Origin of the sequence: Mucilaginibacter sp. AK015 (assembly GCF_014200785.1) — a bacterium.
Classification (GTDB): Bacteria; Bacteroidota; Bacteroidia; order Sphingobacteriales; family Sphingobacteriaceae; genus Mucilaginibacter.
Genome location: NZ_JACHCV010000001.1, coordinates 687,404 through 702,872, shown reverse-complemented (window position 1 = coordinate 702,872; position 15,469 = coordinate 687,404). Strand labels below are relative to the sequence as shown.

Sequence of the window (15,469 nt, the reverse complement as noted above, 5' to 3'; positions counted from 1 at the left end):
ATACCGCTAACGGTGTTTAACGTTAAACAGCCGCCATCATGAAAAAGCCAATACTGATAATAGGTATATCACTATGTATAGCAAGTATATCGTGCAATAACCATAAAGCCAAACCGGTTTCTAACGATATCGCTAAAACCGCCGTTACCGTAAATGGCAAAAAGGACAGTGTAATAAACAACCCACAAAAAAACTATGGCAATGCCACTGTGGCGGAGCCCTGTGTTAAATGCGTGTTAGATATCATTCAAAAAACAACAGATTACAAAAGCCTTGTTGCATCACGACAGGCGAAAAACATTACCTACAAGATCAACTGGGTTGAAAGCTCGCAGCCGCAGGATACTACAAATAAGCGCCCGGCCACCAATGGCTTAAAGGTGGATATTATGGAAAAAAGCGCCCGGAGCCCCAAAATTGCATCATTTATTTACGACAATAGCTCGGCTAAACTTTTTTTTGAGGTAAATAAAAGGAAAACTGAAGTAAAAGTTGATAACCCGGGCTTAAAGATGATCAGGCAAAAGTGCTTTTGGAATGTTGCTTCGAGTAATTGATGTAACTTATCGCCACAACATAAGCGGGGGAGCAGCAAATAGTTTCCCCGCTTTTTTATTTTATAATTTTCGGGCGAAAAGGTTATAATGCGAACATTAAATCCTCTCAATTGCGCATTTTAACTCTTAAAATTTGATTTGGTTATTAATTTTTATAAAATTTATCAACAATTATATGAATTTTATAAAAATAATTTAAATTCGCACTGTAAATGTAAATGATATTGCAATTAACGATAATAAAAAACTTAAAAATTCAAACTAATCATTAAAAATGGCAACTAAACTTGAGTACATCTGGCTTGACGGCTATAAACCTACACAAAGCCTGCGCAGTAAAACAAAAATTGTTAAATCTTTTAGCGGTAAAGTAGAAGATTTGGATAACTGGAGCTTTGATGGTTCGTCAACAGAGCAGGCACCGGGCGGTTCTTCAGATTGCGTTTTAAAACCGGTTTACGTTTGCCCGGATCCGCAACGTAAAGATGCGTACCTGGTTATGTGCGAGGTTTTAGATTCAAAAGGCCAGCCACACGAGTCGAACGGACGCGCTTTGATCGAAGATGATGACAATGATTTTTGGTTTGGATTTGAGCAGGAGTACTTTCTATGGGATCCTGAAACAAATAAACCGCTTGGTTTTCCTAAAGGTGGTTACCCAGGACCGCAAGGCCCATACTACTGCTCGGTAGGTGCTAACAATGCATTTGGCCGTGACATTGTAGAGGAGCACTTAGACGCTTGTTTAGAAGCAGGCTTAAACGTTGAAGGCATTAATGCTGAGGTTGCTGCCGGTCAGTGGGAGTTTCAGATATTTGCCAAAGGCGCTAAAGAAGCAGGTGACCAAATTTGGGTTGCTCGTTACCTTTTAGAAAGAATAGGCGAAAGCTACGGTGTAGCTATAAACTGGCATTGCAAACCGTTAGGTACCTTAGATTGGAACGGGTCTGGTATGCATGCTAACTTTTCAAATAGCACTTTACGTACAGCAAACAGCAAAGAAACATTTACCGCAATTTGCGAAGCATTCCGCCCGGCGGTTGATGAGTGTGTTGCAGTTTACGGTGCCCATAACGAATTGCGCTTAACAGGTAAACACGAAACCGCTTCGATAACCGATTTCAGCTATGGTGTATCTGACCGCGGAGCTTCTATCCGTATCCCGTTATATACTGTTGATCATGACTGGAGCGGTTATCTTGAAGATCGCCGCCCTAACTCGGCTGCCGATCCTTATAAAGTAGCGGCCGTTATTATAAAGACGGTGAAGTCTGCTAAAGTATAATCTTTTTTATACCTCTGAAATCCCCCGTGTTAACACCGGGGGATTTTTTTTTGCGTTGATATTTCTTTTAAAGATTGATCAACGCAAACTATCCGGCGGTAATTTATGCTACTTATTAGTTATCTTGCTTAAATTGGCATTTTATATCATCACCCATGAATTCCGAACAGGCTATAGCTTATTTAAGAGAAAATAACGTCAACAAAGTAAAGTTCGCTTTTGCTGATATCGATGGTATACTACGGGGTAAGGTTATTAGCACCCAAAAGTTTGTAGATGGCCTGCAGCATGGCTACGGCTTTTGCGATGTTGTTTTTGGATGGGACAGCGGCGATGCAACTTATGACAATGTTGACCTTACCGGCTGGCATAGCGGTTATCCGGATAGGCAGTGTTATGTAGATCTTAGTACTTTCCGTACAGTTCCGTGGGAAGGGGATATCCCTTTCTTTCTGGCTGATTTCACAGGTCCTAAAGGCGATACTGTCGCAGCTTGTCCGCGTAGCCTGCTTAAACAAATTGCAGGTGAATGCACAGATATGGGTTACCATGCCGCATTTACGCAGGAGTTTGAATGGTTCAATTTTAAAGAATCGCCGCAAACGTTACAGCAAAAAAGCTTTACCAATCTCGAGCCTTTATCGCCGGGTATGTTTGGTTATTCTATATTGCGCACTTCGCAAAACAGTGCGTTTTATTACGATCTTTTTAATTTATTGACTCAATTTAATATACCAATAGAAGGCCTGCATACCGAAACCGGACCGGGGGTTTACGAAGCCGCTATAACCCACTCGGACGTTTTAGATGCAGCTGATAAAGCTGTTTTATTTAAGGCGGCAGTTAAAGATATAGCTGCCAGGCATGGCATAACCGCGTCGTTCATGGCCAAATGGAACCAGGACTTGCCTGGCTGCGGAGGTCATATCCACCAAAGCTTATGGAGTAGTGACCAGTCCGATAATCTATTTTATGACGATGGTGATGCCGGCAAAATGAGCGATACCTTTAAACAATACCTTGCAGGCCAGTTATATTGTTTACCGCATTTGCTACCTATGTATGCGCCAACTATTAATAGCTATAAGCGCCTGGTAGAAGGTGCATGGGCCCCAACCACCATAACCTGGGGTATAGATAACCGCACTACAGCTATGCGTATTATCAACTCGTCAAAATCATCCACCCGTTTAGAAACCCGCATCCCCGGTTCCGATACGAATGCCTACCTGGCTATGGCCGCTGCGTTGGCGTCAGGCTTATACGGTATTAAAAACAAATTAAAGCTGCATATAACGGCAACTACAGGTAACGGCTATCAGGATATAAGCAATGGCGTTCTGCACACCGGTTTGTACGACGCAGCTGTTGCCATGCAAAAATCTAATATTGCCAACGAACTTTTTGGAGAGGGTTTTGTACAGCACTTTACCAACACCCGCATATGGGAGCATCGCCAATATGCCAGAAGTGTTAGCGATTGGGAGTTGAAGAGGTATTTTGAAAGTATATAAACTATATTAGCCCCGTAAATTAAAGATCGTAATCGAACAAACAGAACAGGACCATAATCCTGTAAATAGCGAAAACCAGCTTAATCCCGGTAATGGACTTTCATCTAATTATAAAATCGGCCTGGGAAGGCTACGATAAATCAAAAACCATAAGGGATATCGAGGATATCAGCGCTATGGTTTCTACAAACCATGTATACCGTATAACGTTTGATGACGAAGATATTATTATTGCCAAACTTTCGTTTTTTGGGAAGTTTGAACATTTCAAAGAGGATCATCGTATCATTCAATCGTTATCAAACAACTTGCTTTACCCGTTCGAGAACCTGTTATCAAAGTCACTCTTGAAGAATAACCGGGTGTATGTGTACCGTTACAAACACGGTAAAGACGATGCGTGGGTGGTTTTTTACAACCCAACCCGCATTTTAAACAGGCTTCCGCGCCGCCTTAACGATGAACAGATAAAAAAGCTGGGCATACAATTAGGTAAATTTCATAAAGCTTGTTCGCGGGTAAAAAACGTTTTACCTAAATCATCAAAAACATTGCGTACAGATATTTATGATCTGCAGCGGCAGTTGGATAAAAACGGAAGCAAATTTGGCACACCTGCCCAGGTTGAACTATTAAAACACCATTGTGAAGAGTTCTTAAAGAACAGATCAAGGTACGATATGAAATCTTTCGAGATCATACCGGTTTTTATCGATTGGAATATCGGGAACTTTTCGGTGACGCCCGATCTTGAGCTCTACTCGCGCTGGGATTACGATTGGTTCAGGATGAGTTATCGCCTGCTCGATTTTTACTTTTTTAGCCGTGTGGTATCTGATGCCGGCGATCGTACCGTATTCAGTTATGTGATAGGGCCAATGATGGAAGACAGGTTTATCACCTTTCTGAAAGAATATCACCGGGTTAACCCTGTAACTGCCGACGAAATACGGTTTTTAAAAGAAGCTTATCGTTTTTTCATTCTTAATTACGTGATTAAGGACGGGAAATACTTTTTTAATGAACAATACGCTAAAAAGCTGCAGGCCGAAGCGCTGGAAATATATTTACCATCGGTTGACCGGGAATTTGATGGCGAAAAAATAATTAAAGCACTGGGGTTGAATTAAAAGTATATTAACGCTATAAATGTTTATCAAACATTTATATTTTAGCATTTTCCTATAGTACTAAACGTTTGTGATACTAATAATTGCTGCCCGTTAACACACAAGAGTAAATGAAGCGCATTGAAGATTTTAAATCGATAATTGACCGTTACGAAATTATTTTTTTTGATGCGTTTGGTGTTTTAAAAACTCATAGCGGCCTGGTGCCGGGTATAGAGCGGACATTTGATTACCTGCTATCACAAAAAAAAGAATACTATATAGTAACCAACGATGCATCGCGCAGCACTGGCCAGTTAGCGCAATCATATCATGACAAGGGCTTGTATACAGTAACTGCCGACAGGATCATATCCTCGGGTATGCTGACCAAGGAATATCTTGACCTTAAAGTAAACGACGGCATCGTAGCCTTTCTGGGTACCGACGATTCTGCACATTACCTGGAAAGCGCCGGATTGGCTACCCTGCCGGTACGCGATATCAATAGCACCAATATTGATAAAGTAAACGTGCTGGTTTTTATGGACGATGAAGGCTTCGACTGGTGCGACGACCTGAATAAAACAGTTAACCTGCTGCGTAAACGCACTATACCGGCTATCGTGGCCAACACTGATTACGCCTATCCTGTATCAAAAAATGATGTTGGCATCGCCATCGGGGGCCTGGCAGGCATGATCGAAGCTATAGTAGGCAAACAGTTTATTCGTTTTGGTAAGCCCGATTCGCAGATGTTTATGTTTGCTTACGACCTGATACGCGATTACCGCCAGATAAGCAAAAAACAGATAGTAATGGTCGGGGATACGCTTCAGACCGACATTATTGGAGGTAACAAGTTTGGGCTTGACACGGTGTTGGTTTTAACTGGGAACACACAACCCGCCGATGCGGACAACCGCATAGCGGCCACCGGCATAGTGCCTACATATATTTGTAACAGCGCCGTATTAGGGCCGGATGTTTTGGCGTTTTAAGATGATGAATATGAAGAGACAAACCTCAAATTTTTTGCTATTTATACTCATGTTGCTTGCTATACCCGCATTTAGCCAGTACAAAAAAACATTTACCAATCCATTGCTTCCGTCCGGCGCGGACCCATGGGTTATATATCAGGGAGGGTATTACTATTACACCAATTCGCTGCAAAATAAGCTGGTAATATGGAAGACCAAAAACCTGGCGGATTTGAAAACCGCCAGGCAAAAAACAATTTGGACACCGCCTGCAAATACTTTATACTCTAAAGAAATTTGGGCGCCCGAATTGCACTACATAAACCATAAGTGGTATATGTATTTTGCTGCAGACGACGGCAACAACAACCATCACCGGTTGTATGTATTAGAAAATGCTTCGGCCGACCCTTTGGAAGGTGAGTGGACATTAAAGGGCAAACTAAGCGACCCATCAGATAAATGGGCTATAGATGGTTCGGTATTTAGTCACAAAGGGCAGCTTTATTTGATATGGGCCGGATGGGAAGGCGACGAGAACGGGCAGCAGGATATTTATATTGCCAAAATGAAAAACCCATGGACGGTTGATGGTAACAGAGTAAAAATATCCAGCCCATTGTATGAGTGGGAAAAATACGGAGACCTGCACGACGCCAACAACCCACCGCATGTTAATGTTAACGAGGGCCCCGAGATATTAAAGCACAATAATAAGATTTTCCTGGTTTACTCAGCCAGCGGCTGTTGGACAGACTTTTATGCGCTGGGTATGCTTACTGCGTCGGCAAACAGCAATTTGCTTGATGCACGTTCCTGGAAGAAATCTGCAAAGCCGGTTTTTAAAATGTCTGGTAAGAATAGCGTATATGCGCCCGGGCACAACTCGTTCTTCAAATCTCCTGATGGGCAGGAAGACTGGATACTGTATCACGCCAATTCAAAACCAGGGCAAGGTTGCGGTGGCTACCGTTCGCCGCGGATGCAAAAGTTTACCTGGAACAAAGACGGCTCGCCAAATTTTGGCGAACCGGTTAAAGAAGGCGTTGCTTTACCTATACCATCACAAAGAAAGTAAACCAATAATTATAAATATTATGCGAAATACACTTAAAAAACCAACTTTGGCACTAGTGGTAGCAGGCAGTTTACTTATTATGGCCTGCAACCAATCTGCTAAAAAAAATACACCTATCATGACAGACAGTACCGCCACTACACCACATTTACCACAGGCATCAGCGTTCGAAAAAACCATTAATGGCAAACAGACTCATTTATACATCCTAAAAAATAAAAATGGGGTGGAGGCAGCTGTTACCAATTATGGTGGACGCATAGTAAGCCTTTTAGTGCCCGATAAGAATGGCAAACTGACAGACGTGGTTTTAGGATTCGAGAATGTAGACGGCTTTATCAACTCAAAAGAACCTTATTACGGCGCTACCATAGGCCGTTACGGTAACCGGATAGCTAAAGGCAAGTTTAAGTTAGATGGCAAAGAATATACGCTAGCTACCAACAACGGGCCAAATACGCTGCACGGCGGCCATCCAGGTTTTCAGGAGGTAGTTTGGGATGCCAAACAGACAGACAGCGCTACCTTAGAGCTGAGCTACCTGGCCAAAGATATGGAGGGCGGTTTCCCGGGCAACCTTAAGGTGAAAGTCACTTACCAGATTACCAATGATAACGCCATGAAGGTAAGTTACTCGGCGACTACCGATAAGAACACCGTTGTTAACCTAACCAACCACGCTTTTTTTAACCTGAATGGCGAAGGCAGCGGCACCATACTTGATCATGTGGTACAGATCAATGCGGATAATTATACACCGGTAGACAGCACGCTTATACCAACAGGTAAAATAGAGGCCGTTGCCGGTACTCCTTTCGATTTTACAAAGCCTGCTACCATTGGGGCACGAATCAATACCGATAACGTGCAGTTAAAAGACGGCAAAGGCTACGACCATAATTTTGTATTAAGCCAGCATGATATCACCACGCCGGTTGCCACCGTTATTGGCGACAAAAGCGGTATCAAAATGGAAATTTTTACCGAAGAACCTGCTTTACAGTTTTACAGCGGTAACTTTATGCAGGCACAAAACGTGATGAAGGGTGGTAAAAAGGACGAGTTTCGTACCTCGTTCGCGATGGAAACCCAGCACTATCCTGATTCGCCTAACCAGCCTACGTTCCCGTCGACCGAATTAAAGCCGGGACAAACGTATAAAACACAATCTATCTATAAGTTTTCGGTAGTCAAATAAAGAACCCCGACAATTAAAACAAAAAGAGACGCGATATTTAGCGTCTCTTTTTGTTTTAGACAGATTTGTGTTGGTTAAACATCTCCCAATCTTTCACCGTATCAATATCAACACTCCCTAGCGGGAATGGCACGGGTAATACATCATCTGTATGTTGCTGCAAAAGTTTTTTGGCGCCTTCCTTACCCTTTAACGCCAGCAGATAAGGGAAATACTTTTGCTTGAATAAAGCCGGCACACCAACCGTACCGTTATATACTGACGCAACAATGCCTTTATTGTCATCCCGGGCGACCGTGATAAATCGTTCTAATAGTATTTTATCTGCAAACGGCTGATCGCAAAGCATGAAAATTATGGATTTTACATTCTGGTAGTCGCGAAGCAATGTTTCAACCGCAAGGCTGATGGATGTAGCCATCCCCGCATGCCAGTTGGAGTTATACAGGATATTAACCGGCTGATCTTTGATGGAATATTCGATATCCCCATGATTAGCGCCTAAAACTACCATCACCGTTTCGGTAACAGATAAAGCGTTAGCTATAGCGTGTTGTAAAAGTGTTTGACCTTTATATACCAAATTTTGTTTTGGTGAACCCATCCGTGTAGATGCGCCCGCTGCGAGGATAACAATGGCTGTCATGGTCTTTAAGCGTCTGTGGATAAAGGGCTCTGTACCATTTGCAGGTTTTGAGTGCTGTGGGCAGATGTTTTGTATCGCAATGACGACCCGTTTCGTCTCATTAAAACCGCTTGAATCTCGGCAATGATAGATAAAGCGATCTCTTCGGCATTTTCCGACCCTATGTCTAAGCCGGCTGGGCCATAAACGTTATTTAATTGATGAGGTGTTATATCAAGGCCATCTTCCTGAAGTTCTTCTATTATACGAATAAGGCGCTTTTTAGGGCCTAACGCGCCGATGTATGACAATTGCAATGGCAGTAGCTGTTTCAGCATCTCCCTATCATAATTGTAGTTATGGGTCATTAACACAAAAACGGTGCGATTATCTAAATGAAGTTGAGCCAAAGCCTGGTCGGGCCTGCTTACTATTAAGGTATGCGCCATGGGGAAACGATCTGCCACGACATAATTTGCCCGGCCATCTATAACTGTAATTTGCCAGCCTAAAACGCCGGCCAGTTTGGTAAGCGGTATGGCATCGTTACCGGCCCCAACTATAATCAGCGATACAGCCGGTTGAAGCAACTCGATAAAACAAGTGAACCTGTTTGCGTAAATGTAAGTTTTGGTAACCGAATCGCCCTTTTTTAGCACATCGGCAGCATCCGTTAAAATAACATCTTCAATTATACCATCCGGAAAGGCGCCAGTTACTTTTCCATCTCCGGTCATTAAAGCGCAGGTACCGGGTTGCGCCGCTTGTTTATCGTTCAGGGCAAAAACAGTAATTAGTACAACCGGTTTTCGTTCGCTTAAAAACCGTCTGAAATAGTTTATAGGGTTATTAGGCAAAACCACATTTAACGGCTCAATCAATATGTGAATAATGCCATTACAGCCTAACCCGACACCAAATTTTGCGTCATCATCGTCCGTAGTATCGTACGTAACCAACATAGGTGCTTGCCGGGCTATGGCCAGCCGGGCTTTGCGTAGCGCATCGCCTTCCAGGCAGCCACCGCTTATAGCACCGGTAAGCTGCCCATCATCGGTGATAAGCATACGCGCACCGGCACGCCTGTACGATGAACCCTCTACATGCACTACCGTTGCCAACGCGCTTTGCATACCTGCGTTTTGCGCGGCGTCAAATGCCTGTACTATGTCCTCTAATTCCTTCACAAAGTATCTTTCTTCAAAAATAAGTTTCTGAAGCCATTTATTAGCCACATTAACAACAATTAAAAAGCTTTGTAATCCTTACCTTTACCAAACTCCAGCTCATTGCCGGGGTTAACAAAATAAACATCATTTGCTTTTAGATAACCACGGACGAAAAATAAACTATCTGCGGCTGGCTGTTACCGACCGCTGTAACCTGCGTTGCTTCTATTGCATGCCTGCAGAAGGCTTAGACTGGCTGTCGCGAACAGAGTTAATGACCTACGAAGAAATACTGCATATATGTACTTTGATGGTTAAGATGGGCATCGAAAAGGTACGTATAACTGGTGGCGAGCCATTTGTGCGCAAGGATATTATGCAACTGCTCAAAGCCCTGTCAAAACTGGATGGTTTAAAAGAACTTACCCTTACCACCAACGGCATTTTAACCGCGCCCTACGTAGGAGAGTTAAAACGTATAGGCGTGCGCTCGGTAAACCTGAGTCTGGATACATTGGATGCTAACCGCTTTTTTGCCATTACCCGCCGCGATGAGTTTGCTGCGGTAACGGAAACCATGGAGCAACTGTTAAAGCACGATATAGATGTGAAGATAAACACCGTGGTAATGGCGGGTAAAAACACGCAGGATATTATTCCATTGGTCGAGTTAACCAGGCAATTGCCGGTAAGTGTGCGCTTTATTGAAGAAATGCCATTTAACGGCGAGGGGCATAGCTACAGCGGCATTGTGTGGGATTATGTAAAGATATTGGAGGCGATAAAGCAGGCGTTCCCCGGCATACAAAAAACGCCCGACCCGCTATATTCCACAGCTTATAATTACCACGTGCCGGGCCACCAGGGTAGCGTAGGTATCATCGCCGCATACTCACGTACCTTTTGCGGCACCTGTAACCGCATACGGATAACGCCGCAGGGTATTTTAAAAAATTGCCTTTATGATGATGGCGTATTAAATATTAAAGATTTGATGCGCCTGGGTGTAAAGGACGCAGAACTGGAAGAAACCTTGCGCCTCACCTTTAATACCCGCGAAAAGGACGGCTGGCAAGCCGAGCAAAAGCGGTTAGAAAACCCTAACTTTCACGAATCTATGGCCACTATTGGCGGTTAAAAAGGGAATATATGATAACGGTAGAAGAAGCCGAGCAACTTATACTCGACCAATTAAATGATTATGGTAACGAAACCGTTCCTTTTGAATTGGCTTTAGGCCGTGTCCTGGCTGAAGATATAAAAACCGACCGTGATCTGCCGCCATTTAACAGGGTTACCATGGATGGCATCGCGATAGCATATGAGGCAATTGAAATGGGTATCACAACATTTGCCATAAAAGCTACCCAGGCGGCGGGCGATGAACCTGTTAATATTGATACCGTATACGAATGTATTGAGATCATGACCGGAGCGGCATTATCATCAACCGCAGATACCGTGATTCGCTACGAGGATATTATTATATCAGATGGTATGGCAAAGGTTTTAACCATCGATGTAAAACCGGGGCAAAACATCCATCAAAAAGGAAAAGATAAGAAGAAGGGTGAAGTGGTTGCTGCCGCAAACCGGGTAATAACGCCCGCTATTTCAGGTTTGGCTGCATCAGTAGGCAAGCCCGTGTTACGCGTTAAAACTATGCCGAGGGTGGTGATCATATCATCGGGAGATGAGCTTGTAGATGTTGCCGATAACCCGTCTGATTTTCAGATCAGACGATCAAATAACTATACCATTAAAGCTGTGTTAAAGCGATATGGCATAAACGCAGATATGGAGCATATCGCAGAGGACGCTGATGTCACTAAACAGCAGATACAAAACTGCTTGCAAAATTACGATGTAATACTGCTAAGTGGTGGCATAAGCATGGGTAAGTTCGACTACATACCGCAGGCGTTAGAAGATCTGCAGGTAAAAAAACTGTTTCATAGAGTATCGCAGCGCCCCGGCAAACCATTTTGGTTTGGCAAGCATAACAATGGCGTGTTGGTGTTCGCATTCCCCGGTAATCCGGTGGCAACGTTTATGTGCGTGCACCGCTATTTTTTGCTGTGGCTGAACGCTTGCCTTGGCATATCCGGAAAACCTCTTGTGTATGCGCAGCTAACTAAAGACGTAACTTTTACGCCGCCGCTAAAATACTTTTTGCAGGTAAAACTTAACATTACAAAACAAGGGATAATAACTGCCGAACCTGTAGAAGGCAACGGCTCGGGAGATTTTGCTAACTTAGCTGATACCGACGCGTTTATGGAACTGCCCATGGAACCCAGTGTGTTTAAGGCAGGAGAGGCTTTCCCGGTAATAAAATTTTAAGATATGCTCAGTCATTTAGATAGCCAAAATAACCCCGCCATGGTTGATGTATCCGAAAAGCCGGTTACATACCGTACGGCCACGGCGCAAAGTGTTATGGTGCTACCTGCCGAAGTTTTACAGCACCTGGTAGATGGCGAATTGCAAAGCAAAAAAGGTTCGGTATTTCAAACGGCTATCGTAGCTGGTATCATGGCCGCCAAAAAAACCGGCGAACTGATACCGCTTTGTCATCCGTTGGGTATGGATAATTGCAAGATAACGATTGAGTTATCTGAAAACAACGAAGTGTTAATTGAATGCACAGCAACCATTACCGCTAAAACCGGTATTGAGATGGAAGCGCTGGTTGGTGCCTCAATAGCGGCGCTCACGGTATATGATATGTGCAAAGCCATGAGCCATGATATCGCCATTAAAGAAACAAAACTGATAGAAAAAACGGGAGGGAAACGTGACTTTAAACGACCGTAAAAAGCATACTGCCTTAATACGCCCGGTTATGGGTAATTTCGCCCGTAACGAGTGGGCCATATTGGGCGGCCCATGCACGGTAATTAAATTCCTGGCCGATCAGGTAATTAGCGCATTGTCGCCTGATTACCAATGCGCTTATGCCGATACCTCACATAACGATGATATCATCGGTTTGCCCGGCAAACTGGCAAGCGGCGCTGCGCTTGAATATATCGATCAGCTTAACCATAGTCAGTTAAATTATAAGGCTGCCTTAACGCCGTTTACACAGCGCGAGTTGTTTTTGGCTATGGATCTGGTGCTGGTAAACGGTAATCACCAGCAGGCGAGGGCCCAGATAGTGATTATCGATATCAACAAAAGGGCCTCACTGCAAAGGCGTTTAGATCAATTAAGCAATGTAGAGCTGTTCTTATTTGCCGATAACGCAAGCGAGGTGCCCGACTTTATACAGGAAGCCTTACCTAACTGGCAGAAGATACCGACACTAAAATTAAATAATGATACCCCGCAGATCATCAATTTCTTCAAAAATAAATTGCAACAAGCCAGGCCAGTGTTAAACGGCCTTGTTCTGGCCGGCGGCAAAAGCGCCCGCATGGGTTACGATAAAGGCGCGGTTAACTGGTATGGTAAAGAGCAGCGCTACCACATGGCCGATCTGTTGAAAAAATATTGTGATGAGGTTTTTATCTCCTGCCGGGATGCCGAACAGCAACAGCAAATTGATAACAGTTATTTAAGTCTGCCGGATACGTTTACTAATCTCGGGCCGTATGGCGGCATCCTTTCGGCCTTTCGGGAGCATCCCGATAGGGCATGGTTAGTTGTAGCCTGCGACCTGCCTTTGATAGACGAGGATGTATTACAGCATCTGATCGCTAACCGCAATACAGCGACCATAGCCACGGCTTATAAAAGCGACCACAATGATTTCCCCGAACCGTTGATAACTATTTATGAGCCAAAAAGTTATCCAACTTTACTTCAATTTTTAGCACAGGGATATTCCTGCCCGCGTAAAGTACTTATCAATAGTGATATTACGCTGCTGCAACCAGCTCGACCTGATGCCCTGGCCAATGTGAATACACCTGAAGAAATGGATAGAATAAAACGGATCATTGACCAAAAAATAGCCAACACTAATGCATCCTGACCTCTCCCGATATAGTTGCCAGGTGGCATTGCCGGGTTTCGGCGAGGCCGCCCAGCAGTTATTGAAACAGGCAAAAATACTTGTGGTAGGCGCTGGGGGTTTAGGCTGCCCCGCAGCCCAGTACCTGGCTTCAAGCGGTGTGGGTACCTTAGGCATTGCCGATTTTGATGTGGTTTCTATAAGCAACCTGCACAGGCAGGTTTTATATGATCCGGCTGATGTAGGGTTGTTAAAAACTCAAGTAGTATGCGAACGTTTGCAAAAGCAAAACCCACAGGTTAAATTGATACCACATATCGATAAAATAACTTCAAACAACGTAATGCAGGTTATTGACGGTTACGATGTTATAGTAGATGGTACTGATAACTTTGAGACGAGATATTTACTAAATGATGCTTCGGTGATTGCGGGGAAACCGGTAGTTTATGGGGCGATTTACCAGTATGAAGGACAGGTTGCCGTTTGGAATATGTCTAATCCTGACGGCACCCGCTCACCCAATTATCGCGACCTGTTTCCGCAGGTAGATCCCACACAGGTGCCTAATTGTGCCGTCGGCGGGGTTATCCCTACGCTCGCAGGGATAATTGGTTGTATGCAGGCTAACGAGGTGATAAAGTACCTAACCAACACTGGCGAACTGCTTACAGGCAAATATTGATTTTCGATGCCCAAACCATGCAAAGCCGCATCATTAAGATAGGCGCATCAACCAAAACTAATATTACTGCTTTGCAGCAAACCGCGATTATCCCAACAATCACTACAGCCGAAGCCAAAGCGGGTGTTGATAATAACATAGTCGAATTGGTTGATATCCGCACCGACCAGGAGCGGGATGAATACAACATCGGGGGCCTGCATTTTGAACTGGATGAATTAGAAGATAACCTGGATGAATTTAAGCCGGGGAAGACCTATGTATTCTATTGTTCTTCAGGCAAAAGGAGCGGAGAAGCTGTAAAACTACTTCAACAGCAATTGCCGGGTATTAAGGCTTATTCGCTTGAGGGTGGTTTGGGCAGTTGGTAAAAGAGTGTCATTGCGAGCGATAGCGTGGCAATCTTCGACATGCTTGTTGCCGACTTTTCTGTCGAAGATTGCCACGTCTCTACTCTCCTCGCGATGACGCGTGATGTAAAAATCCCGGTCACGGATGCGCTGCTACCCAAACTTCACCATCCTCAAAAAACTCTTTTTTCCAAATAGGTACGGTTTGTTTAAGGGTATCGATGATATAGCGGCAGGCTTCAAATGCAGCGTCGCGGTGCGCGGCAGATACGGCTATAATTACCGGCACCTCCCCAACCTGTAATGTGCCGGTACGGTGATGCACAAGTACTTTTTGTACCGGCCATTTTTCAGATGCCTGTTTAATTATCTTCCTTATTTCATTGATAGCCATATTGTTATAGGCTTCAAATTCAAGTTTTAATACCCTGTTATCTTTTGTGGCATTCCTTACTGTTCCAATAAAAACATCTATCCCGCCAGTATCGGGGGACATCACCCAGTCAATGCACGATTGGATATGTAAGGGCGTAGAAAGTATTTGTATATCGGTTTGCATTTAGTTTTCTTGAATTTGAGTGAACCGCTACGCTTCGAAAAGAGGGTTTAAGTTCTCTTCTTCAAAGAGTATTCCTAGAAGTATTATCCGCCGCTCACCGGCGGTATTATCGCTACTTCATCGCGTTCGGTGATGATCAACCCGTCCTGTGCATACTCATTGTTGACTGCGACCATATAACTGGCAAGCTGTTTTAACTTCGGGTATTCTTTCTCCAGGGATGCTTTGAGGCCGGCAGTTGTACCGTCCTCTGATTTAACCCTCACCGTTGAAGCCCCGAATATATCTTTGGCAATGCCGAATGCAAGCACAGTTATCTCCATAACGCAAATATGCAACAATCTTGTTCATATCATCAATAACCCATTTAGTTGTATCAAAATAAAGAACAATGCTTTA

At 43.9% G+C, this 15,469-nt stretch carries 17 protein-coding genes; 13 read left to right on the top strand and 4 right to left on the bottom strand.

Translation table 11 applies throughout. From position 1 onward, the window contains the following. Positions 1-38 precede the first annotated feature (38 nt). The 7 genes from HDC91_RS03075 to HDC91_RS03045 all read left to right on the top strand — a co-directional run bounded on the left by HDC91_RS03075 (position 39) and on the right by HDC91_RS03045 (position 7,724). Entirely contained in the window at positions 39-557 is a 519-nt protein-coding gene (locus tag HDC91_RS03075) for a hypothetical protein (RefSeq protein ID WP_183548346.1), read from the top strand. Positions 558-831: 274 nt separating this feature from the next. After that, positions 832-1,842, top strand: coding sequence for a glutamine synthetase beta-grasp domain-containing protein (locus tag HDC91_RS03070; protein WP_183548344.1), 1,011 nt, complete (start codon positions 832-834; stop codon positions 1,840-1,842). A gap of 155 nt (positions 1,843-1,997) precedes the next feature. Continuing rightward, complete coding sequence (locus HDC91_RS03065; protein ID WP_183548342.1) at positions 1,998-3,356, top strand: glutamine synthetase family protein; 1,359 nt, start codon at positions 1,998-2,000, stop codon at positions 3,354-3,356. A 92-nt stretch (positions 3,357-3,448) separates the two neighbouring features. Next, complete coding sequence (locus tag HDC91_RS03060) at positions 3,449-4,486, top strand: hypothetical protein (RefSeq protein ID WP_202925339.1); 1,038 nt, start codon at positions 3,449-3,451, stop codon at positions 4,484-4,486. 110 nt (positions 4,487-4,596) lie between these two features. Then, positions 4,597-5,466, top strand: coding sequence for an HAD-IIA family hydrolase (locus HDC91_RS03055; RefSeq protein WP_183548340.1), 870 nt, complete (start codon positions 4,597-4,599; stop codon positions 5,464-5,466). Positions 5,467-5,476: 10 nt separating this feature from the next. Beyond that, positions 5,477-6,526: a family 43 glycosylhydrolase gene (locus HDC91_RS03050; RefSeq protein ID WP_183548338.1), complete on the top strand. Its 1,050-nt coding sequence runs from the start codon at positions 5,477-5,479 to the stop codon at positions 6,524-6,526. Between the two features lie 19 nt (positions 6,527-6,545). Next, positions 6,546-7,724 carry an aldose epimerase family protein gene (locus tag HDC91_RS03045; protein WP_183548336.1) on the top strand — a complete coding sequence of 393 codons (1,179 nt, stop codon included), beginning with the start codon at positions 6,546-6,548 and terminating at the stop codon, positions 7,722-7,724. A 55-nt stretch (positions 7,725-7,779) separates the two neighbouring features. On the opposite strand, the gene HDC91_RS03040 is transcribed toward HDC91_RS03045, so the two are convergent. Together HDC91_RS03040 and HDC91_RS03035 are read right to left on the bottom strand one after the other, a co-directional pair. After that, entirely contained in the window at positions 7,780-8,370 is a 591-nt protein-coding gene (locus tag HDC91_RS03040; RefSeq protein ID WP_183548334.1) for an NTP transferase domain-containing protein, read from the bottom strand. A 5-nt stretch (positions 8,371-8,375) separates the two neighbouring features. Beyond that, complete coding sequence (locus HDC91_RS03035) at positions 8,376-9,584, bottom strand: XdhC family protein (protein ID WP_370576784.1); 1,209 nt, start codon at positions 9,582-9,584, stop codon at positions 8,376-8,378. Positions 9,585-9,666: 82 nt separating this feature from the next. Here HDC91_RS03035 and moaA point away from each other — a divergent pair, with 82 nt between their 5' ends. The 6 genes from moaA to HDC91_RS19815 are packed head-to-tail and all read left to right on the top strand — an operon-like array spanning position 9,667 to position 14,532. After that, positions 9,667-10,656, top strand: coding sequence for a GTP 3',8-cyclase MoaA (moaA, locus tag HDC91_RS03030; protein WP_183548332.1), 990 nt, complete (start codon positions 9,667-9,669; stop codon positions 10,654-10,656). An 11-nt stretch (positions 10,657-10,667) separates the two neighbouring features. Beyond that, positions 10,668-11,861 carry a molybdopterin molybdotransferase MoeA gene (locus HDC91_RS03025; protein WP_183548330.1) on the top strand — a complete coding sequence of 398 codons (1,194 nt, stop codon included), beginning with the start codon at positions 10,668-10,670 and terminating at the stop codon, positions 11,859-11,861. A gap of 3 nt (positions 11,862-11,864) precedes the next feature. Continuing rightward, on the top strand, positions 11,865-12,335 hold the full coding sequence (gene moaC, locus HDC91_RS03020) for a cyclic pyranopterin monophosphate synthase MoaC (RefSeq protein ID WP_183548328.1): 471 nt from the start codon (positions 11,865-11,867) through the stop codon (positions 12,333-12,335). Next, positions 12,316-13,497 (top strand): NTP transferase domain-containing protein, encoded by a 1,182-nt coding sequence (locus HDC91_RS03015; RefSeq protein WP_221262092.1) that lies wholly within the window; start codon positions 12,316-12,318, stop codon positions 13,495-13,497. The genes moaC and HDC91_RS03015 overlap by 20 nt, the downstream gene beginning before the upstream one ends. After that, a complete protein-coding gene (locus HDC91_RS19820) occupies positions 13,487-14,161 on the top strand; it encodes a HesA/MoeB/ThiF family protein (protein WP_221262091.1) in 675 nt (224 codons plus the stop codon). Before HDC91_RS03015 ends, HDC91_RS19820 begins: the two co-directional genes overlap by 11 nt. Further along, on the top strand, positions 14,158-14,532 hold the full coding sequence (locus HDC91_RS19815) for a rhodanese-like domain-containing protein (protein ID WP_221262090.1): 375 nt from the start codon (positions 14,158-14,160) through the stop codon (positions 14,530-14,532). The genes HDC91_RS19820 and HDC91_RS19815 overlap by 4 nt, the downstream gene beginning before the upstream one ends. Positions 14,533-14,650: 118 nt before the next feature. Here the strand turns inward: HDC91_RS19815 and HDC91_RS03005 are convergent, their stop codons facing one another. Together HDC91_RS03005 and HDC91_RS03000 are read right to left on the bottom strand one after the other, a co-directional pair. After that, a complete protein-coding gene (locus HDC91_RS03005; RefSeq protein ID WP_183548326.1) occupies positions 14,651-15,070 on the bottom strand; it encodes a molybdenum cofactor biosynthesis protein MoaE in 420 nt (139 codons plus the stop codon). Positions 15,071-15,153: 83 nt separating this feature from the next. Next, a complete protein-coding gene (locus tag HDC91_RS03000) occupies positions 15,154-15,393 on the bottom strand; it encodes a MoaD/ThiS family protein (RefSeq protein WP_183548324.1) in 240 nt (79 codons plus the stop codon). Between the last annotated feature and the right edge of the window lie 76 nt (positions 15,394-15,469).